This is a genomic window from Mesorhizobium sp. C416B (assembly GCF_030323165.1).
GTDB lineage: Bacteria > Pseudomonadota > Alphaproteobacteria > Rhizobiales > Rhizobiaceae > Mesorhizobium.
The window spans coordinates 3,022,296-3,047,723 of the sequence record NZ_CP100471.1; the positions used below are offsets into that span (position 1 = coordinate 3,022,296).

At 62.5% G+C, this 25,428-nt stretch carries 29 protein-coding genes; 19 read left to right on the top strand and 10 right to left on the bottom strand.

What is annotated here, in order from left to right; all coding sequences use genetic code 11:
* Nucleotides 1–11 precede the first annotated feature (11 nt).
* The 4 genes from NLY43_RS14750 to NLY43_RS14765 all read right to left on the bottom strand — a co-directional run bounded on the left by NLY43_RS14750 (nucleotide 12) and on the right by NLY43_RS14765 (nucleotide 3,396).
* On the bottom strand, nucleotides 12–1,541 hold the full coding sequence (locus NLY43_RS14750) for a type II and III secretion system protein family protein (RefSeq protein ID WP_023669588.1): 1,530 nt from the start codon (nucleotides 1,539–1,541) through the stop codon (nucleotides 12–14).
* On the bottom strand, nucleotides 1,538–2,350 hold the full coding sequence (cpaB, locus tag NLY43_RS14755; RefSeq protein WP_023669587.1) for a Flp pilus assembly protein CpaB: 813 nt from the start codon (nucleotides 2,348–2,350) through the stop codon (nucleotides 1,538–1,540). The genes NLY43_RS14750 and cpaB overlap by 4 nt, the downstream gene beginning before the upstream one ends.
* Before the next feature lie 207 nt (nucleotides 2,351–2,557).
* Nucleotides 2,558–3,076: an A24 family peptidase gene (locus NLY43_RS14760; RefSeq protein WP_023669586.1), complete on the bottom strand. Its 519-nt coding sequence runs from the start codon at nucleotides 3,074–3,076 to the stop codon at nucleotides 2,558–2,560.
* 149 nt (nucleotides 3,077–3,225) lie between these two features.
* The gene (locus NLY43_RS14765; protein ID WP_023669585.1) at nucleotides 3,226–3,396 is read right to left on the bottom strand and encodes a Flp family type IVb pilin; all 171 of its coding nucleotides are present in this window, start codon (nucleotides 3,394–3,396) and stop codon (nucleotides 3,226–3,228) included.
* 354 nt (nucleotides 3,397–3,750) lie between these two features.
* Between NLY43_RS14765 and NLY43_RS14770 the strand changes: the two genes are divergently transcribed.
* From NLY43_RS14770 to NLY43_RS14780, 3 genes are all read left to right on the top strand, one after another.
* Entirely contained in the window at nucleotides 3,751–4,173 is a 423-nt protein-coding gene (locus NLY43_RS14770) for a pilus assembly protein N-terminal domain-containing protein (protein WP_023681988.1), read from the top strand.
* Nucleotides 4,174–4,323: 150 nt separating this feature from the next.
* Entirely contained in the window at nucleotides 4,324–4,941 is a 618-nt protein-coding gene (locus tag NLY43_RS14775; RefSeq protein WP_023669583.1) for a TadE/TadG family type IV pilus assembly protein, read from the top strand.
* 57 nt (nucleotides 4,942–4,998) lie between these two features.
* On the top strand, nucleotides 4,999–5,607 hold the full coding sequence (locus tag NLY43_RS14780; protein ID WP_245264030.1) for a TadE/TadG family type IV pilus assembly protein: 609 nt from the start codon (nucleotides 4,999–5,001) through the stop codon (nucleotides 5,605–5,607).
* Between the two features lie 28 nt (nucleotides 5,608–5,635).
* Here NLY43_RS14780 and NLY43_RS14785 read toward each other — a convergent pair whose 3' ends face one another.
* A complete protein-coding gene (locus NLY43_RS14785; protein ID WP_023711430.1) occupies nucleotides 5,636–6,589 on the bottom strand; it encodes a PhnD/SsuA/transferrin family substrate-binding protein in 954 nt (317 codons plus the stop codon).
* A gap of 176 nt (nucleotides 6,590–6,765) precedes the next feature.
* Between NLY43_RS14785 and NLY43_RS14790 the strand changes: the two genes are divergently transcribed.
* The 4 genes from NLY43_RS14790 (at nucleotide 6,766) to rpsT (ending at nucleotide 10,127) form a co-directional block, all read left to right on the top strand.
* Entirely contained in the window at nucleotides 6,766–8,004 is a 1,239-nt protein-coding gene (locus NLY43_RS14790) for a phosphopentomutase (protein WP_023711431.1), read from the top strand.
* The gene (gene mutM, locus NLY43_RS14795) at nucleotides 7,997–8,887 is read left to right on the top strand and encodes a bifunctional DNA-formamidopyrimidine glycosylase/DNA-(apurinic or apyrimidinic site) lyase (protein WP_023711432.1); all 891 of its coding nucleotides are present in this window, start codon (nucleotides 7,997–7,999) and stop codon (nucleotides 8,885–8,887) included. The genes NLY43_RS14790 and mutM overlap by 8 nt, the downstream gene beginning before the upstream one ends.
* A gap of 40 nt (nucleotides 8,888–8,927) precedes the next feature.
* Nucleotides 8,928–9,701, top strand: coding sequence for an enoyl-CoA hydratase (locus NLY43_RS14800; protein WP_023681994.1), 774 nt, complete (start codon nucleotides 8,928–8,930; stop codon nucleotides 9,699–9,701).
* A 159-nt stretch (nucleotides 9,702–9,860) separates the two neighbouring features.
* Entirely contained in the window at nucleotides 9,861–10,127 is a 267-nt protein-coding gene (rpsT, locus tag NLY43_RS14805; RefSeq protein WP_023681995.1) for a 30S ribosomal protein S20, read from the top strand.
* Nucleotides 10,128–10,153: 26 nt separating this feature from the next.
* On the opposite strand, the gene NLY43_RS14810 is transcribed toward rpsT, so the two are convergent.
* Complete coding sequence (locus tag NLY43_RS14810; protein ID WP_156935503.1) at nucleotides 10,154–10,405, bottom strand: hypothetical protein; 252 nt, start codon at nucleotides 10,403–10,405, stop codon at nucleotides 10,154–10,156.
* 569 nt (nucleotides 10,406–10,974) lie between these two features.
* Between NLY43_RS14810 and dnaA the strand changes: the two genes are divergently transcribed.
* A complete protein-coding gene (gene dnaA / locus NLY43_RS14815; RefSeq protein WP_031199295.1) occupies nucleotides 10,975–12,519 on the top strand; it encodes a chromosomal replication initiator protein DnaA in 1,545 nt (514 codons plus the stop codon).
* A gap of 27 nt (nucleotides 12,520–12,546) precedes the next feature.
* On the opposite strand, the gene NLY43_RS14820 is transcribed toward dnaA, so the two are convergent.
* Nucleotides 12,547–12,822, bottom strand: a complete 276-nt coding sequence (locus tag NLY43_RS14820; protein ID WP_155922476.1) for a hypothetical protein — start codon at nucleotides 12,820–12,822, stop codon at nucleotides 12,547–12,549.
* Between NLY43_RS14820 and dnaN the strand changes: the two genes are divergently transcribed.
* Genes dnaN through NLY43_RS14850 form a run of 6 tightly spaced genes read left to right on the top strand, consistent with a single transcriptional unit; the run spans nucleotide 12,821 to nucleotide 18,083 of the window.
* Nucleotides 12,821–13,939, top strand: coding sequence for a DNA polymerase III subunit beta (gene dnaN, locus NLY43_RS14825; protein ID WP_023669575.1), 1,119 nt, complete (start codon nucleotides 12,821–12,823; stop codon nucleotides 13,937–13,939). The genes NLY43_RS14820 and dnaN overlap by 2 nt on opposite strands.
* A gap of 58 nt (nucleotides 13,940–13,997) precedes the next feature.
* The gene (recF, locus tag NLY43_RS14830; protein ID WP_023669574.1) at nucleotides 13,998–15,143 is read left to right on the top strand and encodes a DNA replication/repair protein RecF; all 1,146 of its coding nucleotides are present in this window, start codon (nucleotides 13,998–14,000) and stop codon (nucleotides 15,141–15,143) included.
* Between the two features lie 31 nt (nucleotides 15,144–15,174).
* Nucleotides 15,175–15,930, top strand: a complete 756-nt coding sequence (locus tag NLY43_RS14835) for a molybdopterin-synthase adenylyltransferase MoeB (RefSeq protein WP_023711433.1) — start codon at nucleotides 15,175–15,177, stop codon at nucleotides 15,928–15,930.
* A gap of 4 nt (nucleotides 15,931–15,934) precedes the next feature.
* Complete coding sequence (locus tag NLY43_RS14840; protein WP_023669573.1) at nucleotides 15,935–16,423, top strand: GNAT family N-acetyltransferase; 489 nt, start codon at nucleotides 15,935–15,937, stop codon at nucleotides 16,421–16,423.
* The gene (locus NLY43_RS14845) at nucleotides 16,420–17,673 is read left to right on the top strand and encodes an aconitase X (RefSeq protein WP_023669572.1); all 1,254 of its coding nucleotides are present in this window, start codon (nucleotides 16,420–16,422) and stop codon (nucleotides 17,671–17,673) included. The genes NLY43_RS14840 and NLY43_RS14845 overlap by 4 nt, the downstream gene beginning before the upstream one ends.
* A complete protein-coding gene (locus tag NLY43_RS14850; RefSeq protein WP_023669571.1) occupies nucleotides 17,670–18,083 on the top strand; it encodes an aconitase X swivel domain-containing protein in 414 nt (137 codons plus the stop codon). Before NLY43_RS14845 ends, NLY43_RS14850 begins: the two co-directional genes overlap by 4 nt.
* A gap of 12 nt (nucleotides 18,084–18,095) precedes the next feature.
* Here the strand turns inward: NLY43_RS14850 and NLY43_RS14855 are convergent, their stop codons facing one another.
* Nucleotides 18,096–19,097, bottom strand: coding sequence for a 2-hydroxyacid dehydrogenase (locus NLY43_RS14855; protein ID WP_023669570.1), 1,002 nt, complete (start codon nucleotides 19,095–19,097; stop codon nucleotides 18,096–18,098).
* A 157-nt stretch (nucleotides 19,098–19,254) separates the two neighbouring features.
* Between NLY43_RS14855 and NLY43_RS14860 the strand changes: the two genes are divergently transcribed.
* Entirely contained in the window at nucleotides 19,255–19,812 is a 558-nt protein-coding gene (locus NLY43_RS14860) for an SH3 domain-containing protein (protein ID WP_023669569.1), read from the top strand.
* 13 nt (nucleotides 19,813–19,825) lie between these two features.
* Here the strand turns inward: NLY43_RS14860 and NLY43_RS14865 are convergent, their stop codons facing one another.
* Nucleotides 19,826–20,185, bottom strand: coding sequence for a DUF4260 domain-containing protein (locus NLY43_RS14865; protein ID WP_023669568.1), 360 nt, complete (start codon nucleotides 20,183–20,185; stop codon nucleotides 19,826–19,828).
* A 10-nt stretch (nucleotides 20,186–20,195) separates the two neighbouring features.
* Nucleotides 20,196–20,627: an iron response transcriptional regulator IrrA gene (irrA, locus tag NLY43_RS14870; protein ID WP_031193300.1), complete on the bottom strand. Its 432-nt coding sequence runs from the start codon at nucleotides 20,625–20,627 to the stop codon at nucleotides 20,196–20,198.
* Between the two features lie 344 nt (nucleotides 20,628–20,971).
* Between irrA and fabA the strand changes: the two genes are divergently transcribed.
* The 4 genes from fabA to NLY43_RS14890 all read left to right on the top strand — a co-directional run bounded on the left by fabA (nucleotide 20,972) and on the right by NLY43_RS14890 (nucleotide 25,413).
* Nucleotides 20,972–21,487 (top strand): 3-hydroxyacyl-[acyl-carrier-protein] dehydratase FabA, encoded by a 516-nt coding sequence (gene fabA / locus NLY43_RS14875; RefSeq protein ID WP_023669566.1) that lies wholly within the window; start codon nucleotides 20,972–20,974, stop codon nucleotides 21,485–21,487.
* Between the two features lie 122 nt (nucleotides 21,488–21,609).
* Nucleotides 21,610–22,830: a beta-ketoacyl-ACP synthase I gene (gene fabB, locus NLY43_RS14880; protein ID WP_023669565.1), complete on the top strand. Its 1,221-nt coding sequence runs from the start codon at nucleotides 21,610–21,612 to the stop codon at nucleotides 22,828–22,830.
* 33 nt (nucleotides 22,831–22,863) lie between these two features.
* Nucleotides 22,864–23,676: an enoyl-ACP reductase FabI gene (fabI, locus tag NLY43_RS14885; protein ID WP_023669564.1), complete on the top strand. Its 813-nt coding sequence runs from the start codon at nucleotides 22,864–22,866 to the stop codon at nucleotides 23,674–23,676.
* A gap of 183 nt (nucleotides 23,677–23,859) precedes the next feature.
* A complete protein-coding gene (locus tag NLY43_RS14890; RefSeq protein ID WP_023669563.1) occupies nucleotides 23,860–25,413 on the top strand; it encodes a putative bifunctional diguanylate cyclase/phosphodiesterase in 1,554 nt (517 codons plus the stop codon).
* The last annotated feature ends 15 nt before the right edge of the window (nucleotides 25,414–25,428 follow it).

The following is a 25,428-nucleotide window of genomic DNA, read 5'->3' on the forward strand; positions in this document are numbered from 1 at the left end:
CACTTCCCCGCTCACTTATAGATGAAGCCGACAACACCGTGATAACGGCCGTTGGGCTTGTCGGTCTGCATGGTGCCGTAGACGCGATTGACCCGGCCAAGGAACATGCCGGCCCCATCGCTCGGGGCGTTGAAATTGTCGTCCGGCTTGGCGAGGTCGTTGCGTGCCACCGGCTTCACCAGATAGGGGGTGATGATGATGACGAGTTCGGTCTCGTTGCGCACAAAATCCCTGCTGCGGAAGAGCGCCCCGAGCACGGGAATCTTTGTCAGTCCAGGCAAGCCGTTGACGGCTTGCCTGACATCGTCGCGAACCAGGCCGGCGATCATCATGGAGCCCCCAGAGGGCAATTCCACCGTCGTATCGGCAAGACGCTTGCGCAGCGACAGGACGTTCGTGCCGGGACTCGTTACGCCTGAGGAGAGCGACACAGATCCCTCCGTTGTCGGCTCGGAAACCGAGGTTCTGACTTTCAGGCTGATGCGACCGGGAGACAACACCACCGGCTGGAATTCCAGGCCGATGCCGTACTCGATCTTGTCGAGAGTATAGGTCTTCAGGCCAGTCTGGTTGTCGGTGGATACGTTCGCGCTGACGCTGCTCACCATGTTGTATTCACCACCGACCTTGAAGGTCGCCTTCTCGCCTGATACGGCGGTCAAGGTCGGCTCGGCCAGGGTCTTCATGACCCCGGACTGCTCCATGGCGTTGATATAGGCCTGCAGCCCCGAGGAGCCGATATTGAAGCCCGAATTCGACAGCTGCTTGCCGAGGCCGGTGAAATTGTCGCTGATTGCGCCGTAGCTGATACCGTTGCTGCCGCCACTGCCAACCATGTTGACGCCGAGCTGCTTCATCACCGAGCGGCTGACTTCGGCCACGGTCACCTTCAGCGTCACCTGGTCGTCGCCGATGATCTGCAGCAGGTTGACGATCTTCGAGACCCGGCGTTCGGCATCCGGATTGTTGATGTCGACGCCGCCATTAGCATTGCCGCCGGCCGCGGTCTGCGAATACTGGCCGGTCGTCGCTTCACCGCCGGACACAAAGATGGTTGCCAGATCGACGGCGCGCTTGGCATCGAGCGGCGTGTCCACCACCCCGGTCAGGACGACGTTGTCGTTCAGCAATTCGACCTTGATCTCGGCATTCGGAAGGAAGCGCTTGAGGTAGTCTTCCAATCCGGCGACGTCGCGTTCGACGGCCAGATCCAGGCTGGCAATCTGCTCGCCATTGGGACCGAAGACGAAGATGTTGGTTTCGCCCACCGACTTGCCGAACAGATAGATCCGCCTTGCGGTGCGGGTCACCGCATCGGCGACCGCAGGGTTGGCGACCAGAATGTCGTAGGCATCGCTCGGCAGATCGATGACCACCGATTTGTTGAGGCCGAGCTTGACACGTTGCGTGGCGGTCGAGGCCATGACCCGGGCGCTCTTTCCGGCGGCCTTGGCGTCGACGAGGCCACTTGCATGGGCTCCGAGAAAAAGCAGGCCGATGGCCGCAGCCATGGTGACCGGCAGTTTAGCGAGTAACCTCATTTCCTTGCCCCTACTTCGGAAACTTCGCCCGATTTGATCAACCGCACCGTTCCGCGCCGCCCATTGCCGGAAACGAGGTAGTCGGCTTCATCGGTACCCTTTTCCTTGTTGTCGGTGATCGAGCGCAGCGCCAGCGTCAGGCGATCGGCCATTTGCTGGGCGACGGTGATGATCTCGGCCTGCTGCGGCGTCAGCTCCAGCGTCGCCGTCTGTCCGACCCTGGTCTTCTTGCCTTCCTCGTCCTCCTGGATGGTTTGATCGATCGCCAGGACGCGGATGTTCTTGAGGATGGTCTCGGTGGTGAATCCGCTACCGCCGTTGCCGGTGTCGGATCTGCGGGTCATGATGACGTCGACAAAATCGTTAGGCAGGATAAAGCCGCCTGCCGACGTGTCCGCCGAGATCGCGGTGGCGACGGCACGCATGCCGGTGGGCAGGATAGAAGACATGAAGCTCTGCCCCTCGCCGATCAGCTTGGAGCGCCGCAGCGGCTCACCGGTGTACATCGCCATGCGGGCGACGGAGCCCTTCAGCTTCTCCCGCGCTTCGGGTTCGGCGGCACGGGTGATGAAATTCGCATTGATGCCATCGGACGGCCAGGACTCCCAGCTGAGATTGTTTTCAAGCGGGCTTCCCATAGGCACGTCGCCGGAAAGCACGAGCACATCCTGCAAGGCGATGGCCGGCGCCTGCGGGGCATCGACGACGACCTGCTGGGGCGGGACCGCCACCATATTCTTGGCAACATAACCTGCACCACCCGCCGCGGCCACCGCCACGCCCAGAATGATCAGTCGGGATGCTGGCATCTGTCCGAACCCTCGCCTTTAGGCAACCACCTAGCCAGGCCGGACTTTGCAGCGGCAATCGTCAAAACAAGGTTAATACAATGCTTACGATCGTGATTAATTTAAGGTTTACATAAATTGGATGGACCCGTGCTCCGACCAACAAAAGAGGCGGCCAAGCCGCCTCTTTTCAGATCGATGCAGGAGCGGCAAGGAAGGCTTGCTGTCTCAGATCGCCAGCCTTGCCAGCGCCCATACCATCAGGGGTGAGTCCGGATAGGTTAGCAGCCCGCCAATGCCGAGTGCAATGCCGTAGGGAACGCCGGTCGTGTCGTCGGCGAAATGGCGCAGGAATGGACTGTGGCTGGTGTAGATCGCCAGCGGCGATTTCCGGTAGAGGAGGATGGCGAGCGTCAGCAGTCCCCCGATAAACGCTGAGATCACGAGATACTCGACAAGGTGAGTGTTGAACCCCATCCAGACGGCGGTGCCGGCGAGCAGCTTGGCGTCGCCGCCGCCCATGCCGCCCAGTGCAAACAGACCGAACGTCACTGCCAGCACCAAGGCGCCGGCGGCGAAATGCCAGCCATAGGTTGCCCAGTCCATGCCCGTCAGCGGCGCAACCAGGACAAACACCGCCAGTAGCAGCACCGGTACGCGGTTGGCGATCGTCATCGACAGCATGTCGGAGGTCGCGGCGAAGAGCATGCAAAAAGGAAAGACGACGAAGATCAACGCTTCGAGCATGGGCGCGGCACCCTGTTGCCAACTGTATCCAGCCTCAGCCTAGACATATACGATTAACGATCGATGAGACTGGGTACTCAAAATCGCTCGACGCGATGAAATAGGGGCCGCCAATCAGGCGGCCCCTATCTCTAAAGCAACCAAGGGTATTACGAATTAGTCACCTTGCCGGCGATCGTGGTGAACTTGTTGTTCAGGGCATTGCCGAGCGAACCAGCGCCAACCATGATGGCAAGCGCGATGAGAGCGGCGATCAGACCGTATTCGATAGCGGTCGCGCCGGATTCGTCCTTCGCGAAACGTGCGATGAGATTAGACATTCGAGAGCTCCTACTCCACGTGTTACAGCACTTCCGTCAACTTCTGTGGTGGTTGATCGGATGCTGCCAATCTACGGAGAAGCTCTTTCAATCGGCTTAATAAACAGCCTTACCGATTCCTTTCCCGCTTCGAACAGCCTGTGTGGTTAACCGTAAACTAAACGCTGGACACTAGCTCGCCTGCCTGTGAAAAGGCCGCGAAAGCTGCAAATTCACGGCCATCGGCAGGACGCATTATTATATTAGCTGGCAGCAAGATTGGTGCGAATATCCCTGCGCCGATCGGTTTAACCGTTGGTTCACCAATCTCCTTCATGTTCCGTTGAACAAGTTTTGCCGCCGTGGAGCGCCTTGATGACTGCCATGAAATCGTCATTCCTGCTTGTCGCGCTTCTCGCCGTCCCGGCTTTTGTGCTGCCGGCCAAGGCCGGAGCCGGCATCGAAGTGACGATGAACCAGGCCAAGATCGTCAAACTGACACGCCCCGCCGACACCATAGTCGTCGGCAATCCGGCGATTGCCGACGCTTCCGTCCAGGATGCATCGACGATCGTGCTGACGGGCAAGGGGTTCGGCGTCACCAACCTGGTTGTCCTCGACCACGATGGCAGCCCGATCGTCGACGAGCAAGTGACCGTGGTGCGCCAGGACGCGTCGTCCGTGCGTATCTACAGGCGCGCCTCGGTACAGACCATGTCCTGCACGCCCTATTGCGAAAGCTCGTACAAGAGCGACTCGGAAAAGTCGTCCGAAGCCGAGATGAGCGCTGGGCAGTAAGCGCCCGACGCTTCATGGCCTCGACAACGCCGCCTCGGTTAGCGGCGGGTTAATGCAGTCTCGGCAAATTTAACGGTCATCCAAACCGGACCTCAATGGGTTCTGGCTAATGTTGTCTCTGGTACCGCATCAGGATCGGCAGGGACGGATATGGGCGAGGATTATTGCGAGGATTCAAGACCCGGAATCGGCAAGGCCAGCGCAGGACGAGGAAAGTTTATCCGTCGTTTCCTTGGCGATCGGCGCGGCAGCACCGCGATAGAATTCGCCATGCTTGCGTTACCGTTTGCGGCTCTCGTCTTCGCCATCCTCGAGAGCTGCGTTTCATTCGCCGGACAGGAGGTGATGGCCAACATCACCGATGATATCGCTCGTCAGTTGCGTACTGGCCAGTTGAGGCAAGCCGATGTAACGGACGAGGAGCTGAAGGGCTTGGTCTGCGCCAGACTGGAGATTATTGTCGCCAAGGGTTGCCCCGGTTTGCTGGTGGATCTGCGCCCGTTCAAGACCTTTGCCGGGGCAGCCAGTGCGGGTTTCACGATTTCCGGCTCGACCATCACGCTGACGGGCAAGGATCCGGATACAGGCAAGGAGCCGGTTTTCGGGACCCCCACAATAGGCCCGGCAGAATCAAAGAACATGCTGCGGGTCTTTTACCCTTGGCCGGTCATGACCGATTTCATGGCTCAATACATGTCGAATATGGATGGCGGCAAGACTCTGCATTACGCGACGACAACGTGGCAAAACGAGCCATTCGACAACTGAAATTGCACGTGTAAGCAAAAGGAAAAGTGCATGTTTTGTGCGGGGGCACATCCGGGGATGTCGGTTATCTGGAAGAGAGCGGCGCGGTTTTTTGCCGATCGGCGCGGCATAGCGGCGGTCGAATTTGCCCTCATCGTGCCTGTCTTGCTGATCATGTATTTCGTTACCATGGAGGCCTCGCAAGCCATCGAGGCCAGCAAGAAGGTCAGCCGCATCAGTTCCATGGTTGCCGACCTCGTCACGCAGCAAACGTCAGTGGTCAACGCAGATCTCACCGACATCATGAAGATTGGAAACTCCAGCCTTCAGCCTTATAACCGCTCAGTCGCCGATATCTTCATTACAGCAATCGACATCGAAGCCGATCCGGGTAATGCGACACCGCAAGCAAAGGTGGCGTGGTCCTGGCGCGTGCTGAATGGGATCACTAGCCGCGACTCCGACCCGACAACCGCCACCACCGTTCCGGCAACGCTCAATATTGCTGGGACTTTCCTCATTCGTGTCCAAACCACTCTCAAATACCAACCGATCATCTCCTGGTCGGAAGGCGCCGAAAAGCCGCTCGGATTTATCTCGGCCTTCAACGAAGGCAAAATAACGATGAGCGAAACCTACTATCTCAGGCCGCGCCGGGCCACGTCGATCCCCTGCAGCGATTGCTGAAGCAGCTCTGGCCCATCCGACCCCGGCTTTATTGCGCGCCGCTGCCGGTGCTGCCCGACACCAGGCGCACGATGGAAGCGGCCATCGCATAGTCACTCGCAGCGGCGAGCGTGAACCCTCCCGAATGTCTCGATTCCACGAAATCGTAGACTTCCGGCGACTGCGATCTGAGATTGGTGAGGAAGACGGTCAGTCGGCGTTTGGCTTCGGGGTCGAGATCGCTGCGGACGGCGTGAGGGCCGTATCTGAGCACGCCGGAGGTCCAGATGATCTGGAGCGCGGCTTCTGGAATGCCCGCCGCCTCCAGTCGCGCCGCCGTGCCGTCCGGATCAGCCGGCTGATCGCCAGCAATCCCCGTCCGGTTTTCCGCCGTGGCCCGCTCCCAGCCGAACACGGCATCGGCCTGGCCATCGACCAGCATCGCTTCTGCGGCAGCAGCCGAGCCGGCATGAGCGAGGAATGGCGCATTCTGGCTGATCTTGATGCCGTCGGCCGCCAGCCCGGCGAGCGGTAGAAGCGAACCGCCGACATTGCCGGACGGCGCCATGGCGATGCGGTGCGTTTCCAGGGCCGCGAGATCGGAAAGCCTGCCGTCGCGCGTCAAAAGCACGGAGCGGATGCCCGTGGCACCGTCGGCATCGACCGGCGCCACAAGAGGTTCGACGCAGGCGCAGCGCTCCGAGGCGGTGGCGTAGGCGGTCGCCGAATAGACCGCGTACTGAATCCGGCCATTGGCCTGTGCCTCTATCAGCGCCGCATAGTCATGCGCGACGACGAATTCCACCTTCATGCCGAGCGCCTTGCCGTAGGCGTCAGTCAGCAAGGCCAGACCCGGAACCGTGTTGCCGGCGCCCGGGTCGGCAACGATGCCGATGCGAAACGTGCCGATCTGGTCGCGCCAGTCGGCGTGCGCGGCGAGCTGCGAGGCCAGGAGCGCTACAGTGGTCGCCAGTGCACTCCAACCGAGGTCAGCCCGTCTCATCGATCCATGCCCCGCACACCGTTTCCTTGAAGCGCATCGCATGTCTCAAGGATGCGTACAGCGCGCCTGCCCGACCTCGCGACCATCGCGTCAGGCCGTTGCCGCCTGGTTTACGATTTGCCAATGCCGCGACGGGACCTTATGTCTGGTCAACCAGACTGGCAATGACGGCACCGATGTCACGCGCTTTCCTCTTCGTTCTCGATTCTTTCGGCATTGGCGGCGCCGCCGATGCCGAACGCTATGGCGACGCCGGCTCGAACACGTTCGGACATATCGCGCTGGCCTGCGCGGAAGCCCGCGCCGATCGCGAGGGCCTGCGCGAGGGACCGCTGAAGGTGCCCACCATGGTTTCGCTCGGTCTCGGCCGCGCAGCAGAAACCGCAACCGGCTTCCAATTCGACAGCAAAGCCGCCGTTTCAGCCTCCGCTTTCCACGGCGCCGCGCAGGAGATTTCGAGCGGCAAGGATACGCCGTCGGGTCACTGGGAAATCGCCGGGCTGCCCGTGCGGTTCGACTGGGGCTATTTCCCCGATAAGGTGCCCGCCTTCCCTGCCGAACTGACCGAAGCGATGATCCGCGAGGGTAAAGTGCCGGGCATTCTCGGCAACTGCCATGCGCCCGGCACGGAGATCATCGAGCGCTTCGGCGAGGAGCATATCCGCACCGGCCAGCCGATCTGCTACACCTCGGTCGATTCCGTCCTGCAGATAGCAGCGCACGAAGTTCATTTCGGCCTTGAGCGGCTCTACGAGTTCTGCAAGACGGTACGCCGGCTGGTCGATCCGCTGAAGATCGGACGGGTGATCGCACGGCCTTTCCTGGGCGAAACATCAGCCACCTTCGAGCGCACCTACAACCGCCATGACTACGCCGTGCCGCCGCCTGAGCCGACGCTGCTCGACCGCTTGACCGGGCGCGGCAGCCGGGTGATCGCGGTCGGCAAGATCGGCGACATCTTCGCCCACCGCGGTATCTCGGAAGTACGCAAGGCGCCCGGCAACATGGCAATGTTCGACAAGGCGCTGGGCGCGATGGACGATGCCGGCGACGGCGACCTGGTGTTCGCCAATTTCGTCGACTTCGACACCGAGTTCGGCCATCGCCGCGACGTCGCCGGCTATGCTGCGGCGCTCGAAGCCTTCGACCGCCGGCTGCCCGAGGCACTGGCAAAGCTGAAGCCGGGCGATCTGCTCATCCTCACCGCCGACCATGGCAACGATCCGACATGGCGTGGCACCGACCACACGCGCGAACGCGTCCCGGTCATCGGCACCGCACCGGGTCTCACGGGCGGCGACATCGGGCTCAGGACCACCTTCGCCGATATCGGCGAGACGGTCGCCGAACACCTCAAGCTGGCGCGCGGCCGCCACGGCGCTTCCTTCCATTCGGCGATAGGCGGCCATGCCTGAACTGCCCGAGGTCGAAACGGTCCGGCGCGGCCTGCAGCCGGTTCTGGAATGCGCGCGGATCGTGCGCGTCGAGGCGCGCCGGCCCGATCTCAGATTTCCGTTTCCGGCGAAATTTGCGCAGCGGCTGACCGGCAAGACGGTCATCGCGCTTGGCCGCCGCGCCAAATATCTCACCATACACCTGGACGGTGGCCCGGTGCTGATCTGCCATCTCGGCATGTCGGGCTCGTTCCGCATCGAGGCCGCTGATGACAAAGAGACGCCCGGCACGTTCCATCAAGAGCGCTCGAAGGATGCCAAGCACGACCATGTGGTGTTCCATGTCGTGTCGCCTGTCGGCGTCCAGTCTCGCGTGGTCTTCAACGACCCGCGTCGCTTCGGCTTCATGCTGTTTGCGGAAGGCCTGGCCGACGCGCATCCGATGCTCGCGGGACTGGGCGTCGAGCCGACCGGCAATGCGCTGGAAGGCGCCCTGCTCGCCTCTCTGCTGAAGGGCCGCAGATCGCCGTTGAAGGCGGCGCTGCTCGACCAGAAGCTGATTGCCGGGCTCGGCAATATCTATGTGTCGGAAGCGCTGTGGCGCGCCGGCCTTTCGCCATTGCGCGAGGCAGGCACCATCGCCGGGACCGGCAAGAAGGCCAAGGAACAGAGCGAACGACTGGCCGAGGCAATCCGTTCGGTGATCGCCGATGCGATCGCCGCCGGCGGGTCTTCGCTGCGCGACTATGTGCACACAGACGGGTCGCCGGGCTATTTCCAGCATTCCTTCGCGGTCTACGATCGCGAAGGCGAGCCCTGTCCGACGCCCGGCTGTCGCGGCCACATCGAGCGCATCGTGCAAAGCGGCCGCTCGACCTTTTATTGCCGGACCTGCCAGCGGTAAGCTAGACGGTCCTTCAGTGCCGCAACCAGGAGGCCAGCCCATGAGCTATGAAACCATCATCGTCGAGACGCGCGGCAAGGTCGGCCTGATCACGCTGAACCGGCCCAAGGCGCTGAACGCGCTGAACGCGCAGGTGCTGGCGGATTTGCTGACGGCGGCAAAGGGGTTCGACGCCGATCCCGGCATCGGCGCCATGGTCATCACCGGTTCCGAGAAGGCTTTTGCGGCGGGCGCCGACATCAAGGAAATGCAGGCCGTCACCTACGCGGAGGCCTATGTGCAGGATTTCTTCGTCGGCTGGGAAGAGTTTACCCGTGCGCGCAAGCCGATGATCGCGGCGGTCGCCGGCTATGCACTGGGCGGCGGCTGCGAACTGGCGATGATGTGCGATTTCATCATTGCCGCCGACACGGCGAAATTCGGCCAGCCCGAAATCACGCTCGGCGTCATTCCCGGCATGGGCGGGTCGCAACGGCTGACCCGCTTTGTCGGCAAGTCGAAGGCCATGGACATGTGCCTGACCGGTCGGATGATGGATGCCGCCGAAGCCGAGCGCAGCGGCCTGGCCTCGCGCGTCGTGCCGGCCGGCGAGTTGATCGAGGAGGCGATGAAGGCCGCGGCCAGGATATCAGAGTTTTCACTGCCATCGGTGATGATGGCCAAGGAGGCAGTCAACCGCGCCTACGAGACGACGCTGGCGGAGGGACTGCGCTTCGAACGCCGGCTGTTCCACTCGCTGTTTGCGCTCGACGACCAGAAGGAAGGGATGGCAGCCTTTGCCGAGAAGCGGAAGCCGAATTTCACCAATCGCTAGAGTGGCGGCGGCGAGGACCAAAAAGAAGCCAAAGCGGCGTTGACGCGCCGGAAAAGCTGAACTATAAGCCGCTCCAACCGAGGCGGCCGTTGGCTGCCCGTTTGTTTTTTGCGCCCTGCGGCATCCCGCATGCGCCCACCAGATCAGAAGAGAGGCATCATGGCCAATACCTCCTCGGCCAAAAAGGCAACGCGCAAGATCGCCCGCCGCGCAGCGATCAACAAGAACCGCCGCTCGCGCGTGCGTACATATGTCCGCCAGGTCGAAGAGGCACTGGCTGCCGGCGACAAGGCAGCCGCGCTGGAAGCCTTCAAGACCGCAGAGCCGGAATTGATGCGCGCCGCGACCAAAGGCGTGATCCATAAGAATACGGCATCGCGCAAGGTGTCGCGTCTGGCTCACCGCCTCAAGGTGCTGTCGGCCTGATTGACCGTTCCTGAACTGTTGTTCTTTCAAACCCGGCCAATCGCGCCGGGTTTTTTCGTTTGCCGGCAAGCACTTAAAAAGAACGGCCGCAAAGCATGCCCGAGCCGCATTCCAGAGTCCGGAATGCTTTGCCGGCACATACACTCCCACTGATATTCCAATCCGCCGAAACGGCCCACGCCAATAAATTTGGCTGTCACAAATTGCTGATATTTTTCAACGACTTGCTGGAAGTGATCCACAGCTTGTTCACATCGCCTGTGGGCGACAGGCAGCAAGTTGGTGTCAAGCGAATTATTTCAGAAAATTTCAAACCGCACAGCCATTTTCATATTCGCGGCAAAAGGGTTTGAATCCCAATGGCTTTGTCAAAATATGCGCTTCCAGCACGGAGCCCGAACCGTTGTTCACTAACCAGATTCCTTAAAAATCCGTTAGAGGTGGCCTTGCCCTATCCACAGCGATTTCGGTAATGTCGATCTATCGAAAGGGACGGGCCATTAGCCCTTAACCCAGCCTGAATCGGCCAGCTAACAGTGGCAGAATTCATGACGTGGATCAATTCCGCGAACGGGTATGGCTTGCCTTTTCGATACGATAGGGGACTGGCGTAATTGTACATGGCAGCTTGATGGCGCACCGGCGTTTTCGCCGGGCAGCACCGCTTTGCCCGAACATGTCAGACGGACTGGCTTTAAGCAGCCGGGACCGATCCCTTTTTGACGAGGCAACGTCATCCGCCGGCGGCGGCGGTGGTGTTGTAGCGAAGATACGGTCGCCGGAAACATGGGTGCAGGAGGCGCACTCCCGGCGGGAAAAAGGTACAAAGGAAAAGGGACGCACAATCATGCAGAGCGGCATCGAGCGGGAGCTTACGGGCGACCTGCCATTTCCCGGAACATTGGTCGGAGCGCACGATATGGCGGCTTCCAACGACGCGGAACAGAAGTTCGATCGGGTCAAGGCCCAGTTGAAGGCGCGCCTGGGAACCGAGGTCTATTCGAGCTGGTTCGGCCGTATGAAGGTGGCTGAGGCTTCCCGGGGCATTGTACGCATCTCGGTGCCCACGGCCTTCCTGCGCTCGTGGATCAATGGCCATTATCTCGATCTCATCGCCGATCTGTGGAAGCACGAGGATCCCGAAATCCTCAAGATCGAGATGGTCGTGCGCACCGCGACCCGTCCTGCCCGCAATGGCGTCGAACCCGAGGTCGTGCCGGCGCGCAAGATGACCAAGCATACGCAGACCGCATTGGCGGCCGGCACGGTCGGCCCCGGCAGGGTGGATCGGGCGCCCGCCCCTCGTCCCGGCACGCCCATCGAGAGCGAATTCCGGCACAATGTGCTGGGGTCGCCGCTCGACCCGCGCTACACGTTCGGCTCCTTTATCGAAGGCCCGTCGAACCGGGTGGCTTTCGCCGCAGCCAAAGCCGTGGCGGAATCGCAGTCGAGCGCGGTGCGCTTCAACCCGCTGTTCCTTCATGCAACCGTCGGGCTCGGCAAGACGCACCTTTTGCAGGCGATTGCGGCCGAATCCCTGAAACAGAACCCGAAATCGCGCGTCGTCTATCTGACGGCCGAATATTTCATGTGGCGCTTCGCCACCGCGATCCGCGACAACAATGCGCTGACGCTGAAGGAACAGCTGCGCGACATCGACCTCTTGATCATCGACGACATGCAGTTCCTGCAGGGCAAGTCGATCCAGCACGAATTCTGCCATCTCATCAACATGCTGCTCGACAGCGCCAAGCAAGTGGTGGTTGCCGCCGACAGGCCGCCGTCGGAACTGGAATCGCTGGAACCGCGGGTGCGCTCGCGCCTCAATGGCGGTGTCGCGCTGGAAATGTCGGCGCCGGACTTCGCCATGCGCATCGGCATGCTCAAGCTGCGGCTTGCCACGGCCAAGGTCGACGATGCGTCGCTCAATATTTCGGAGGAGATCCTCAACCATGTCGCCCGTACCGTCACCGGCAGCGGGCGTGAGCTGGAAGGCGCGTTCAACCAACTGCTGTTTCGTCAGTCGTTCGAGCCGGCGATCACCATCGACCGCATCGACGAGATCCTGGGGCACATCTATCGCTCTGGCGAGCCGAAGCGGGTGCGCATCGAGGACATCCAGCGCATCGTGGCGCGCCACTACAATGTGTCGAAGACCGAGTTGCTGTCCAACCGGCGCACGCGCACCATCGTGAAGCCCAGGCAGGTCGCCATGTACCTGTCGAAGGTATTGACGCCGCGCTCGCTGCCGGAGATCGGCCGGCGGTTCGGCGGGCGCGACCACACCACGGTGCTGCATGCGGTGCGCAAGATCGAGGACCTTTCCGGCGTCGACAACACGCTGGCGCAGGAACTGGAACTGTTGCGCAGGCTGATCAACGACCAAGCCTGATCGGCGCGGCAAACGGAGCGCGCCGGGTTAGAGTATTCGGTCGTCGCGCTTTAAATTTTCTTGTTTTGATGCATGTCGTTGTCCCAAAACCGCTGCGCAGTTTTCGGCGACATGCATCGGTTGCCGGCCAACGTCCGCTTTATCCCCAGAAAGCCCGCTTAACCGGCGCGAACCGGTGGCCCGGACTTGCGTTTGCTGGCTTTTTCCTGTCAGTTTGCATAGATTCTGAGCCTGTTCAGACCTTTCGCGGGGCGCCGCCCACTGGTGACCCGTCCATTCATTCAAGCGAGCCTGTTTCGTCATGCGTGTTATCCTGGAACGGTCCAATCTCCTGAAGTCGCTCAACCACGTTCATCGCGTGGTCGAGCGGCGCAATACCATACCGATCCTGTCGAACGTGCTGCTCAGCGCCGAGGGCGCCAGCCTTGAAATGAAAGCCACCGACCTCGACCTCGAAGTGACCGAAGCGACGCCGGCAAAGGTCGAGCGCGGCGGGGCGACGACGGTTCCGGCGCACCTCCTCTACGACATCGTGCGCAAGCTGGCCGACGGCGCCGAAGTGATGCTGAAGACCGATGAGGACGGCAACGCCATGACGGTGACGTCGGGCCGCTCGAGCTTTCGCCTGCAGTGCCTGCCGCAGTCCGATTTCCCGGAGCTTTCGGCGGGGTCCTTCTCACACATCTTCCGGCTCGATTCCGTCGCCCTGAGAGGCCTGATCGAAAAGACCCAGTTCGCCATCTCCACCGAAGAGACGCGCTACTATCTCAACGGCATCTACCTGCACACGCATGAAACTGGCGGCAAGCTGAAGCTGCGTTCGGTGGCGACCGACGGTCACCGCCTGGCGCGCGCCGAGATCGACGCTCCGGCCGGGTCCGAAGGCATGCCGGGCATCATCATTCCGCGCAAGACGGTCAGCGAATTGCAGAAGCTGGTCGACGATCCCGATGTCGCGGTGACCACCGAATTGTCCGACACCAAGATCCGCTTCACCATCGGCAGCGTGGTTCTGACCTCGAAGCTGATCGACGGCACTTTCCCGGACTACCAGCGCGTCATTCCGACCGGCAACGACAAGAAGCTGATCATCGACCGCCAGAGCTTCGCCGCCGCCGTCGATCGCGTCTCGACCATTTCCTCCGAGCGCGGCCGCGCGGTGAAGCTTTCGATCACCGAAGGCCAGGTGACGCTTGCCGTCAACAATCCGGATTCGGGCAGCGCCACCGAGGAACTGGCGGCCGACTATTCGTCCGACCCGATCGAGATTGGCTTCAACGCCAAATATCTGCTCGACGTCGCTGCTCAACTCACCGGCACGGAAGCCAAGTTCATGCTGGCCGATGCCGGCTCGCCGACGCTGATCCACGACATGGCCGATGAGACCGCGCTCTACGTGCTGATGCCGATGCGGGTGTAGCCGCACTGCGGCACACTGCAGCATAGTGATTGCGGCGACTTCTATAGGCGGATAGCGGTTGCCGGAACAAAATCACATAAGTAAGCTCACACTTACGAATTTCCGCAATTATGCGGCGTTGTCGATCGGCTTTTCACCCGGCGCGGTGGTGTTTTCCGGCGACAATGGCGCCGGCAAGACCAATCTCCTGGAAGCCATCTCGCTGCTGACGCCTGGCCGCGGCCTGCGCCGGGCGCCCTATGTCGACGTGGCCCGCGAAGGCGGCGATGGCGGCTTTGCGCTGCACGCAAGGCTCGACGGGCCGGAGGGGCAGGTCGAGATCGGCACCGGCATCACCGGGGGTGAAGCGGCCGGCGAGGGCGGTCGCAAGGTGCGCATCAATGGCGCGCCGGCACGGTCGGCCGACGCCATGCTGGAATGGCTGCGCGTGGTCTGGCTGACGCCGGCCATGGACGGCCTGTTCCCGGGGCCTGCCGCGGACCGGCGGCGCTTTCTCGACAGGCTGGTGCTTGCGATCGATCCCGGCCACGGCCAGCGCGCGCTCGACTATGAGAAGGCGATGCGCGGACGTAACCGATTGCTTACGGAAGGTTCGCGAGACGGCGCATGGTTCGACGCCATCGAGATGCAAATGGTCGAAACCGGCGTGGCGATTGCCGCGGCGCGCGCCGAGTTGGTGCGCCTGCTGGCCGCCATGATCGACAGGTTGCCGTCCAGCGGGCCGTTTCCGCAAGCCGACATCAGCCTCTTCGGCGACCTTGAAAGCCATGTCGCCTCAGCACCCGCTGTGGATGTCGAGCAACGCTATCGCGACGCCCTTGCCGACGGCCGCGAGCGCGACCGCGCCGCCGGACGCACGCTCGACGGCCCGCACCGTTCGGATCTACTGGTGCGCCACCGCCCCAAGGCGATGCCGGCCGAACTCTGCTCGACCGGAGAGCAGAAGGCGCTGCTGGTCGGCATCGTGTTGTCGCACGCAAGGCTGACCGGCGAGATGTCGGCGATGACGCCGATCCTGTTGCTCGACGAGATTGCCGCGCATCTCGATGCCGGCCGGCGCGCCGCGCTGTTCTCGATCCTGGAGGAGCTGAACTGCCAGGCCTTCATGACCGGAACCGACGCCGCGCTGTTTTCCAGCCTGAGGGGACGCGCGCAGTTCCTCACCGTCGACCACGGCACGGTTGGGCCGACCGAAGAGACCTGACAAGGTTTTTGCTCCGCTATATGGTCGGGCAATGACCCCTGCCGCCCTCACCGACGACGAACTCGAACGCTATGCCCGCCACATCGTGCTGCCCGAGATCGGCGGCGCCGGCCAGCAGCGGCTGAAGCGCGCACGGGTGCTGGTGATCGGCGCCGGCGGCCTCGGCGCACCGGTGCTGGAATATCTCGCTGCCGCGGGCGTCGGCACACTTGGCATCGTTGATGACGACATTGTCTCGCTGTCCAATCTGCAGCGGCAAGTGATCCACGCCACCGATACTGTCGGCGCGGCGAAGACCGAGAGCGCCAAAGCAGCGATCGCCCGGATCAATCCCCATGTCGCGGTGGAATTGCACGATTTCAGGCTGACGGCCGACAATGCTGCCGTTCTCGTCGCGCGCTACGACGTGGTCGTCGACGGCTCCGACAATTTCGAGACGCGCTATGTGGTGGCGGATGCCTGCGCGGCGGAAAAGCGGCCGCTCGTGCATGCCGCCGTCGGCCGCTTCGACGGCTCGGTGACGGTGTTGATGCCGTTCGGGACCGGCGCCGACGGCAGACCGAACCCTGGATATCGCGACCTCTTTCCTGAAGCGCCGCCGGAAGGACTGGTGCCGTCCTGCGCGGTGGCCGGGGTCGTCGGTGCGCTGACCGGCGTCATCGGCACCTTGCAGGCAATGGAAGCCATCAAGCTGATCACCGGTATCGGCGAACCACTGGTCGGCCGGCTGCTGCTCTACGATGCACTGTCGGCGCGCTTCGACACGATCCGTTACAAGAGAAACTGAGCTTATGGATCGGTCCACCAGCGTCCTTGTTACGCAGCTTGCCTCCGATTTCGAGCGCTGGGACGAACTGCTCAGCCTGATCATGCGCGCCTTTGCACCGATGGACGGCGTCATCGACCCGCCCTCCTCGGCACATCTGCTGAACGCCGGAAACCTCAGGGACAAGGCTGGCCGAGAGACCGTGTTGCTGGCCCTGCAGGATGACAGGATCGCCGGCTGCGTTTTCGCGCTGGAGAGAGCCGATGATTTCTACATCGGCAAGCTCGCCGTCGAACCTGAGCTTCAAGGGCAAGGCATCGGCAGGCGGCTGATGCAGGCTGTCGAATTTCTCGCCCGCAGCCGGAACAAACCGGCCATCGAACTGCAGACGCGAATCGAACTCACCGTAAATCATGCAACCTTTGCCGGTCTCGGCTTTCGCGAGACTGAACGCACCGCGCATGACGGCTATGACCGGCCGACCTCGATCACCTTGCGCAAGGAGTTGGCGTGAGCCTTGCACTCAGCTCACAGGAGCAGACAGTCGCCTCCGGCCATGACGGGGCGGCGATGGCGATGCGCATCGTTGCCGAAAGCGCTGCGCTGCTCGGCGCGCCGCGACTTATCCCGATCGCCTCGACGCATATAGACGGCGCGCTCTATCACGGCGATTCCGGCACGCTGTTTGCCGAAAGGCTGGTCGATAGCGGCGCCAGGGTCGCGGTGCGCTCGACGCTCAATGTCGGCGCGCTCGACCTGATGGGCTGCTCGCGCGTGCGCCTCGAAGAGCCGGCGCGCGGCATGGCGCGACGAATGATGGAGGCCTACCGCAAACTGGGCTGCGAGCAGAGCTGGACCTGCGCGCCCTATCAGGCCGGCCACAGGCCGGCGCTTGGCAGCGATGTCGCCTGGGGTGAATCCAACGCGGTGGTGTTCTGCAATTCGGTTCTGGGGGCACGCACCAACCGCTATGGCGACTTCCTCGACATCGCCTGCGCCATATCGGGCCGCGCGCCGGATTACGGCCTGCATCGCCCCGAGAACCGGCAGGCACGGCTGTTGTTCGATGTGTCCGGCCTATCCGCCTCGTTCCTTGGCTCCGAGATCGCCTGGCCGGTGCTGGGCAACCTCTACGGCCGTGAGGTCGGCAATGCGATCGGCGTCGTCACCGGCATATTCAGCCATCCCGGCGAGGATGCGCTGAAGGCCTTCGGCGCGGCTGCGGCATCGTCGGGCGCCGTCGGCCTGTTCCACATTGCCGGCGTGACGCCCGAGGCGCCCGACGCCGAGACCATCCTGGTGGGCGGCAGGCCGGAAACGATGATCCGCGTAACGCCGGAGATGGCCATGAAGGCCCGCGCCGGCCTGTCCACCGCAGCCACGCAGACCGCCATCGATGCCGTGGCGATCGGCAGTCCGCATCTGTCTTTGGCCGAATTCGATGCACTTGAGCGGCTGATTGGCGGGCGGCGGCTCAGCGTGCCGATTTACGCCTGCACCGGCCGCCACGTGCTCACCAGGCTGGAGCAGAACGGCAAGCGCAAGATGCTCGAAGCCAGCGGCGTCATCATCGTCGCCGACACCTGCGTGGTGGTGACGCCGATCCTGCCGGATCTGGCCGGCGGCGTGCTGATGACCAATTCGGGAAAATTCGCGCACTACGCGCCGGGCAATACCGGTTACGCCGTGCTTTACGGCTCGCTGGCCGACTGCGTGGAAAGCGCGGTTGCCGGTAAGCCCAGGTTTACGGACATCGCCGCATGAATGCTGCAGCCGACATACTGGTGCCGGGCAGCGGAGGCGAAGGACTGGCCTTGGTGCTGACCGCGCCAATCAGCTTCTGGGGTGGCGTCGATCCGAAGAGCGGCCGCATCGCCGATGTCCGTCACCCGCATCATGGCGAGACCATTTCCGGGCGTGTGCTGTTCCTGCCCGGCACGATCGGCTCGTCCTCAGCGTCAGCCGTGCTGATGGAACTCGTCCACAATGGCCATGCGCCGACGGCACTCGTGCTGCACGAGCCGGACGCGATCCTGCTGCTTGGCTTGATCGTGGCCAGGGAAATGGGCTGGCCGACGCCGGTAGCGCTCAGGCTCGAGCGCGACGATTTTGAGGCCTATCGCGGCAAGCGTGTGAGTGTCGCGGCGGATGGCGCCCTCACAACCGCATCCTGAACGCGGCCCGCTTCAAGTCCGTAGCGGCAGCACGCGGTCCGGCGGCCGGTGGCCGTCGAAGAAGGCGCGGATGTTGATGATCACCTTCTCGCCCATGTCGATGCGGCCCTCGATCGTCGCCGAACCCATATGCGGCAAAAGCACGACCTTGTTCTTCGCGGCAAGCTTCAGCAGTTTCGAGTTCAGCGCCGGTTCGTGCTCGTAGACGTCGAGGCCGGCGCCGGCGATCTTGCCGTCCTGGATCAGCTTGACCAGCGCTTCCTCGTCGATGATGTCGCCACGCGCGGTGTTGACCACATAGGCGGTGGGCTGAAGCAGAGCCAGGCGCCGCGCCGAAAGCAGATGAAAGGTCGCCGGCGTCGACGGGCAATTGACCGAGATGATGTCCATGCGGGCAAGCATCTGGTCGAGGCTTTCCCAGTAGGTCGCCTCAAGCCCTTCCTCGACCGCCGGCAGCACGCGATGGCGGTTATGGTAGTGGATCGACAGGCCGAAAGCCTTGGCGCGCCTGGCAACAGCGGTGCCGATGCGGCCCATGCCGACAATGCCGAGGCGCTTGCCCCAGATGCGCCGGCCGAGCATCCAGGTCGGCGACCAACCGGCCCATTTCTTGTCGCTGGTGAGCACATTGGCGCCTTCGGCCAGCCGCCGCGGGCCGGCCAGCATCAGCGCCATGGTCATGTCGGCCGTATCCTCGGTCAGCACGTTCGGCGTGTTGGTGACGGTAATGCCTTTCCTGGCCGCCGCCGCCACATCGATCTTGTCGACGCCATTTCCGAAATTGGCGATCAGCTTGAGATTGTCGCCGGCCTGGGCAATCAGCGCCGCATCGATCTGGTCGGTGATGGTCGGCACCAGCACATCGGCTTCCTTGATCGCCGCGACCAGCTCCGGCTGCGTCATCGGGCGGTCCTCGACATTCAGCCTGGCGTCGAAGAGTTCGCGCATGCGGGTCTCGACCGGATCGGGCAGCTTGCGCGTGATGACGACGAGAGGCCGTTTTTTGCCTGCCATTGTTTCCTCGAACCCGATCTCGTTGAGACCTCTTTAACCAAGACAGGCGAAACTGAATACCGGTCGCGGTGCCTGCCACTCCTGTAACAAGCGGTGCCGCCGAAGACAAAGAAAAAGGGGCGCCCGGACCAAAGGGCACGCGCCGAAAGGAATGAAAGTGTCTGGTTTCGCGTCGCTTCGCCTGATCCTCAGCGCAGCGCTTCTCGGCGCTCTCCTGCATTCCCCGCAAGCCGCGGCGCAAGGTGCCGCCGCACCTGTGCAGACGGTCACGCTCGGGCCGAGCGGCCTGCCGCTGCCGCGTTTCGTCAGCCTGAAATCGGCTCGCGTCAACTCGCGCGTTGGCCCCGGCGCCAACTATTCCGTCGACTGGATGTACACAAAGGCCGGCCTGCCGATGGAAATCATCCAGGAATTCGATACCTGGCGGCGGGTGCGCGATGCCGATGGCTCGGAGGGTTGGATCAACCAGTCGCTGCTGTCCGGCCGCCGGACCGCGATCGTCGCCCCTTGGCAACGCACCAAAGGTGGCCGAATCAATCTGCTCGACGATGCCGATAAGGACGCCAGCGTCATCGCCATCATCGAGCCGGGCGTTACGGGCACGATCAAAACCTGCGATGGCCAGTGGTGCGAAATGACCTTCGACGGCCACACCGGCTGGATCGCCCAGTCGCAGGTGTGGGGCGCCTATCCCGGCGAGCACGTCAAGAATTGAGATTGCTGGAGGCCTAACGGCCGATACGGCCGAGATGGGTGTCCTGAAAACCGGTCGACAGTTTGAGACCGTAGCCGAGCGCGCGGTCGACGGCGATGTGGATGATCCAGATCAGACCAATCGCGGTCGCCGTCGAATTGGCCAGAACATATCCGGCGAGGGCCAGCAACAGCGGGACGATCAGGATGTGCAACGCGTTGTAAGCGACAGCGCCGATCCGTGCCCCGGCGAGATAGCCCAGCATCGACAGGTCGGGCGCCAGAATAAGCAGGGCGAACAGCCACCAGGAAACGCCTGACGCGGCATAGGCGACTATAGCCACGACCGCGACCGCAACCCATTCGAGCCGGATTGCAAAATCGACAGGTTTCACGGGTTGGGGCTTAAACGCTGCGCTTCGGGCGCAGCCTCACCACGATGTCGACATTGGCGATCTCCATGCCTGCGGGTGGCTCCGGCAGGTTGGAGACGGTCACCGGACCGCTTTCTATATCGAAGATCCTGTTTTCGCCTTCGATGTAAAAATGATGGTGATCGGAGGTGTTGGTGTCGAAATAGGTCTTGGACCCCTCGACCGCCAGGATGCGCAGCAGGCCGGCCTGGGTGAACTGGTGAAGCGCGTTGTAGACGGTGGCGAGCGAGACCGGCACGCCGGCGGCGACCGCCTCTTCATGCAGTTCCTCGGCCGAAAGGTGGCGGTCGCCCTTGGCAAACAGCAGATCGGCCAGCGCAATGCGTTGGCGTGTCGGCCTAAGGCCGGCTTCGCGAACCCGCTTGTCCACAGCGACATTTTCCTTCCGGCCGCCCAGATCCATCTATCCGTCCAAGCCCACAGTTCTGCCTCAAGACACGCCCAGAGTGGCGAAAAAACGTCATCAACCGAAACTGGATACCTCCCGACATATATTCTGTTGGCGGAATACGATCAATAGAGCGACGTGCGTCCAGTTGGACGCACTAAGTGCGCTCTATCGCTTTTTTGGCGTCGCATCGTGCTTTCCGGAATCGAGATCGATTTCGGGCCGATGCGAGAGCGCGCATTGACCCGGGCAGACGGGCGGGTTAAGCGCAAACGCCGGTTTCCGGACCGAAAGGGATTGTGTTAGGAAACCAACGACAAGGGCGCCCCACCGCCCGGGACATTATGGGGACGAGACATATGGCGGGTTCGAAATCCAGCTACGGTTATGAGGAATTGCTTGCCTGCGCCCGCGGCGAGCTGTTTGGGCCCGGCAACGCCCAGCTGCCCTATCCGCCGATGCTGATGTTCGACCGCATCACCGAGATCAGCGAGACCGGCGGCGCCCACGACAAGGGCTTCATCCGCGCCGAATTCGACATCAAGCCGGACCTGTGGTTTTTCGCCTGCCATTTCATCGGCAATCCGATCATGCCGGGGTGCCTGGGCCTCGACGCCATGTGGCAATTGACGGGTTTCTACCTCGGCTGGCTCGGCGAGCCGGGCAAGGGCATGGCGCTGTCGACCGGCGAAGTGAAGTTCAAGGGGATGGTGACGCCTTCGGTCAAGAAAGTGGAATACGGCATCGATTTCAAGCGCGTCATGCGCGGACGCCTGGTTCTCGGCATCGCCGATGGCTGGCTTAAAGCCGACGGCGAACCCATATACGCGGCGACAGACCTCAAAGTGGGGCTGTCCAAGCAATCGGCCGCCTGACCGGCGCCACTGCAGCAGGGCGTTCCCGGACGCGCAACGACGCTGCGGCATTTTGGTTTTGCGTATGATCGCCGGCGAAAACCGACTAGGGTTTCGGGATCATCCGCTGGAAGGAGTTGCGAATGAGAAGGGTCGTCGTCACAGGCCTCGGCATCGTATCGTCGATCGGCAACAACGCCAACGAGGTGCAATCCTCGCTCCACGATGCCAAATCAGGCATCAGCTTCTCCGATTCCTTCGCCGAACACGGCTTCCGCTGCCAGGTCTGGGGCGCGCCGACGCTCGACCCGACCCCTATGATCGACCGGCGCGCCATGCGCTTCCTGAGCCAGGGCGCGGCCTGGAACCATGTCGCGATGGACCAGGCGATCGCCGACGCCGGGCTTGGCGAAAGCGACATCACCAATGAGCGCACCGGCATTGTCATGGGCTCGGGTGGCCCCTCGACCCGCACCATCGTCGAGGCGGCCGAGACCACGCTCAAGAACAACAGCCCCAAGCGCATCGGTCCGTTCGCGGTGCCGAAGGCGATGTCGTCGACCGCGTCGGCGACGCTCGCCACCTGGTTCAAGATCCACGGCGTCAACTATTCGATCTCGTCGGCCTGCTCGACCTCGGCGCATTGCATCGGCAACGCCTACGAACTGATCCAGTGGGGCAAGCAGGATGTGATGTTTGCCGGCGGCCATGAGGACCTCGACTGGACGATGTCGGACCTGTTCGATGCCATGGGGGCGATGTCGTCGAAGTATAACGACAAGGCGTCAACAGCTTCCCGCGCGTATGACGCCAATCGCGATGGCTTCGTCATCGCGGGCGGCGCGGGCGTCCTCATCCTGGAGGAGCTCGAACACGCCAAGGCGCGCGGCGCCAAGATCTACGCTGAGATCGTCGGCTATGGCGCGACGTCGGACGGTTACGACATGGTGGCGCCGTCGGGCGAAGGCGCGGTGCGCTGCATGCGCCAGGCTCTGGCGACGGTGTCCGCGCCGGTCGACTACATCAACACCCACGGCACCTCGACGCCGGTCGGCGATTCCCGGGAAATGGGCGCCATCCGAGAGGTGTTCGGCGACACGATGCCGTTCATCACCTCGACCAAGTCGCTGACCGGCCATTCCCTTGGTGCCGCCGGCGTACAGGAATCGATCTACTCGATCCTGATGATGCAAGGCGGCTTCATCGGCGAGAGCGCCCATATCGAAAACCTCGATCCCGAATTCGAGGGCATGCCGATCGTGCGCAAGCGCATCGACGACGCCAGGATCGACACGGTTTTGTCCAACTCGTTCGGCTTCGGTGGCACCAACGCAACGCTGATTTTCCAGCGCTATTCCGCATAAGGCCAGCGTTTTATTGTAGGGGGATTGCCGGCCATGGACGGACTGATGAAGGGCAAGCGCGGGCTTGTCATGGGCGTCGCCAACGATCATTCGATCGCCTGGGGCATCGCCAGGAAATTGTCCGAACACGGGGCGGAGCTTGCCTTCACCTATCAGGGCGACGCCTTCGGGCGCCGCGTCAAGCCGCTTGCCGAGAAACTTGGGGCGTCACTGGTGGTGCCGTGCGACGTCGAGGACAGCGCATCGGTCGCCGCCACCTTCGAGACGCTCGGCAAGGAATGGGGCGGGCTCGACTTCGTCGTCCACGCCATCGGCTTTTCCGACAAGAACGAGCTCAAAGGGCTCTACGCCGACACCAGCCGCGACAATTTCGTCCGCACCATGGTCATCTCCTGCTACTCCTTCACCGAGGTCGCCCGCCATGCCGCCCCGCTGATGAGCGAAGGCGGCGCGATGATCACGCTGACCTATGCCGGCTCTGTCCGCGTCATGCCGAACTACAACGTCATGGGCGTCGCCAAGGCCGGGCTGGAAGCCAGCGTGCGCTATCTCGCCAACGATTATGGCCCGCGCGGCATCCGGGTGAACGGCATATCGGCGGGACCGGTGCGTACTTTGGCCGGCGCCGGAATCTCGGACGCCCGCCACATGTACTCCTACCAGCAGCGCAACTCGCCGCTGCGCCGCACGGTGACCATCGACGAGGTCGGCGGCTCGGCGCTCTATCTTTTGTCCGACCTCTCGTCAGGCGTCACCGGCGAAATCCATTATGTGGATTCCGGCTATCACATCGTGTCGATGCCAACCCTGGATGAGTTGAAGCAGACCGACAGCGTACGCGATTAACTCACCAGTAAAATTAGATGCATCGGCGGAAACTCATTTTAAGGAGATATCCGCTAGAAGTCTTATGGGCTTGGGCTCTGCGCGTTCTTGCTGGGCGCAAAGGATACTTTAGCCTTTATGAATTTGCGCTTGATATTTCCGAAAGTCGAGTTGATTTCGGGATCATGCGACAGGGACTGAGCAATGCCTGCTGTCAGCAACCCGAAGCGAACACCTGTGTTCCGGCTGCTCACCGTCGCCAGTTCGGGCCTTGGCAGTTTCATCCTTGGGCTTTGGGGCCTCCGGCATGGTTTCGGGGACGGCTTTGCCGGCATGCAGGCGGAAACCATGATCGGCATCGCGTCGGCGCTATGCGCGCTGGCCGCCGCCGGTGCTGCCTTGTCCTTCTTCGCCGGCGTCGATGAATCGGTGGACTACGTTTTCAACGAAACCCATTTTGACAAGCTGACCGGGCTTTTTGCGCGGCCGGCGATGGTCGGCAGGATTGCCGACGCGGCGTCCGCGACGATCAGGACCGGTGAGCCGGTGTTCCTCATCGACATCGACATCGACCGCTTCAAGCAGATCAACGACGCCATCGGCTACAGCCATGGCGACGAACTGATCCGCGGCTTCACCAAGCGGTTGAAGGCCTGCATGCCCGAAGGCGCGGTGATGGGGCGCATCGGCGCCGGCGAGTTCGCTATCCTTGTCTGGGAACACCAACTCCAAAGGTCCATGGAAAGCACCGTCGAAACCATGATCGAGGAGATGCTGAAGCCGTACCAGCTCGATTCCCACCTGCAGTCGGTCGGCCTGTCGGTCGGCATCGTGGCGATGCCAAAGGATGGCGTCGATCCGGTCCTCATCCTGCGCCGCTCCAACCTGGCGCTGCAGAATGCCCGCGCCGGCGGCGTGGGCAACTGGTCGGTCTTCCATTCCGACATGGGCCAGGTCGCCGACTACCGCCACTGGATCGAATCCGAACTGCACATCGCCTTCGTCCGTGGCGATTTCGACCTTCACTACCAGCCGCAGCTCGACCTGCCGACCGGCCGTATCGTCGGCTACGAGGCGCTGATCCGCTGGAAGCACCCGGAACGCGGCATGATCCCGCCGATGGAATTCATTCCGATCGCCGAAGAGACCGGCATGATCCACCCGATCGGCAATTGGGTGCTGAACAAGGCCTGCAGCGATGCCCGTCATTTGCCCGAGGACTGCTTCGTTGCCGTCAACATCTCGCCGGTCCAGTTCATGACCAAGGATTTCGTCGGCATCGTGCGCGATACGATGGCCAGCACCGGCATCAAGCCGTCGCGGCTGGAGCTCGAAGTGACCGAGACGGCGATGATGCAGGACCGCGACCGCGCTGCCACCATCCTGCAGCAGCTTGCCGACATGGGCATTTCGGTGGCCGTCGACGATTTCGGCACCGGCTATTCCAATCTCAGCTACCTGATCGACTTCGCCTTCGGCAAGCTGAAGATCGACCGCTCCTTCGTCAGCCGCATCGACACCGATTCGAATTCGGGCGCCGTCGTCTCTACCATCGTCGGCCTGTCGCGGGCGCTCGGCGTCGGCATCATCGCCGAAGGCGTCGAGACCGAGAACCAGGCGACGCTTTTGCGAGCAGCTGGTTGCGAGATGGTGCAGGGCTATCTGTTCGGCAGGCCGGCGCCGCTCAAGATCAAGCCTGGCGATATCAGACCGACCATTCCCGTCCACGAGCCGGCGCGCATCGTCAGCATGCATTGAGGCGACCGGCACCGT

Excerpts from the sequence above, each read along its gene's own strand:
- fabI (WP_023669564.1), top strand. The coding sequence starts at position 22,864 with ATGGACGGACTGATGAAGGGCAAGCGCGGGCTTGTCATGGGCGTCGCC.
- NLY43_RS14840 (WP_023669573.1), top strand. The coding sequence starts at position 15,935 with ATGGATCGGTCCACCAGCGTCCTTGTTACGCAGCTTGCCTCCGATTTC.
- dnaA (WP_031199295.1), top strand. The coding sequence starts at position 10,975 with ATGCAGAGCGGCATCGAGCGGGAGCTTACGGGCGACCTGCCATTTCCC.
- cpaB (WP_023669587.1), bottom strand. The coding sequence starts at position 2,350 with ATGCCAGCATCCCGACTGATCATTCTGGGCGTGGCGGTGGCCGCGGCG.
- NLY43_RS14785 (WP_023711430.1), bottom strand. The coding sequence starts at position 6,589 with ATGAGACGGGCTGACCTCGGTTGGAGTGCACTGGCGACCACTGTAGCG.
- NLY43_RS14750 (WP_023669588.1), bottom strand. The coding sequence starts at position 1,541 with ATGAGGTTACTCGCTAAACTGCCGGTCACCATGGCTGCGGCCATCGGC.
- NLY43_RS14775 (WP_023669583.1), top strand. The coding sequence starts at position 4,324 with ATGGGCGAGGATTATTGCGAGGATTCAAGACCCGGAATCGGCAAGGCC.
- fabB (WP_023669565.1), top strand. The coding sequence starts at position 21,610 with ATGAGAAGGGTCGTCGTCACAGGCCTCGGCATCGTATCGTCGATCGGC.
- fabA (WP_023669566.1), top strand. The coding sequence starts at position 20,972 with ATGGCGGGTTCGAAATCCAGCTACGGTTATGAGGAATTGCTTGCCTGC.
- NLY43_RS14835 (WP_023711433.1), top strand. The coding sequence starts at position 15,175 with ATGACCCCTGCCGCCCTCACCGACGACGAACTCGAACGCTATGCCCGC.
- irrA (WP_031193300.1), bottom strand. The coding sequence starts at position 20,627 with ATGGATCTGGGCGGCCGGAAGGAAAATGTCGCTGTGGACAAGCGGGTT.
- NLY43_RS14780 (WP_245264030.1), top strand. The coding sequence starts at position 4,999 with ATGTCGGTTATCTGGAAGAGAGCGGCGCGGTTTTTTGCCGATCGGCGC.
- NLY43_RS14850 (WP_023669571.1), top strand. The coding sequence starts at position 17,670 with ATGAATGCTGCAGCCGACATACTGGTGCCGGGCAGCGGAGGCGAAGGA.
- NLY43_RS14790 (WP_023711431.1), top strand. The coding sequence starts at position 6,766 with ATGTCACGCGCTTTCCTCTTCGTTCTCGATTCTTTCGGCATTGGCGGC.
- NLY43_RS14760 (WP_023669586.1), bottom strand. The coding sequence starts at position 3,076 with ATGCTCGAAGCGTTGATCTTCGTCGTCTTTCCTTTTTGCATGCTCTTC.
- NLY43_RS14820 (WP_155922476.1), bottom strand. The coding sequence starts at position 12,822 with ATGACGAAACAGGCTCGCTTGAATGAATGGACGGGTCACCAGTGGGCG.
- mutM (WP_023711432.1), top strand. The coding sequence starts at position 7,997 with ATGCCTGAACTGCCCGAGGTCGAAACGGTCCGGCGCGGCCTGCAGCCG.
- rpsT (WP_023681995.1), top strand. The coding sequence starts at position 9,861 with ATGGCCAATACCTCCTCGGCCAAAAAGGCAACGCGCAAGATCGCCCGC.
- NLY43_RS14890 (WP_023669563.1), top strand. The coding sequence starts at position 23,860 with ATGCCTGCTGTCAGCAACCCGAAGCGAACACCTGTGTTCCGGCTGCTC.
- NLY43_RS14855 (WP_023669570.1), bottom strand. The coding sequence starts at position 19,097 with ATGGCAGGCAAAAAACGGCCTCTCGTCGTCATCACGCGCAAGCTGCCC.
- NLY43_RS14800 (WP_023681994.1), top strand. The coding sequence starts at position 8,928 with ATGAGCTATGAAACCATCATCGTCGAGACGCGCGGCAAGGTCGGCCTG.
- NLY43_RS14770 (WP_023681988.1), top strand. The coding sequence starts at position 3,751 with ATGACTGCCATGAAATCGTCATTCCTGCTTGTCGCGCTTCTCGCCGTC.
- dnaN (WP_023669575.1), top strand. The coding sequence starts at position 12,821 with ATGCGTGTTATCCTGGAACGGTCCAATCTCCTGAAGTCGCTCAACCAC.
- NLY43_RS14765 (WP_023669585.1), bottom strand. The coding sequence starts at position 3,396 with ATGTCTAATCTCATCGCACGTTTCGCGAAGGACGAATCCGGCGCGACC.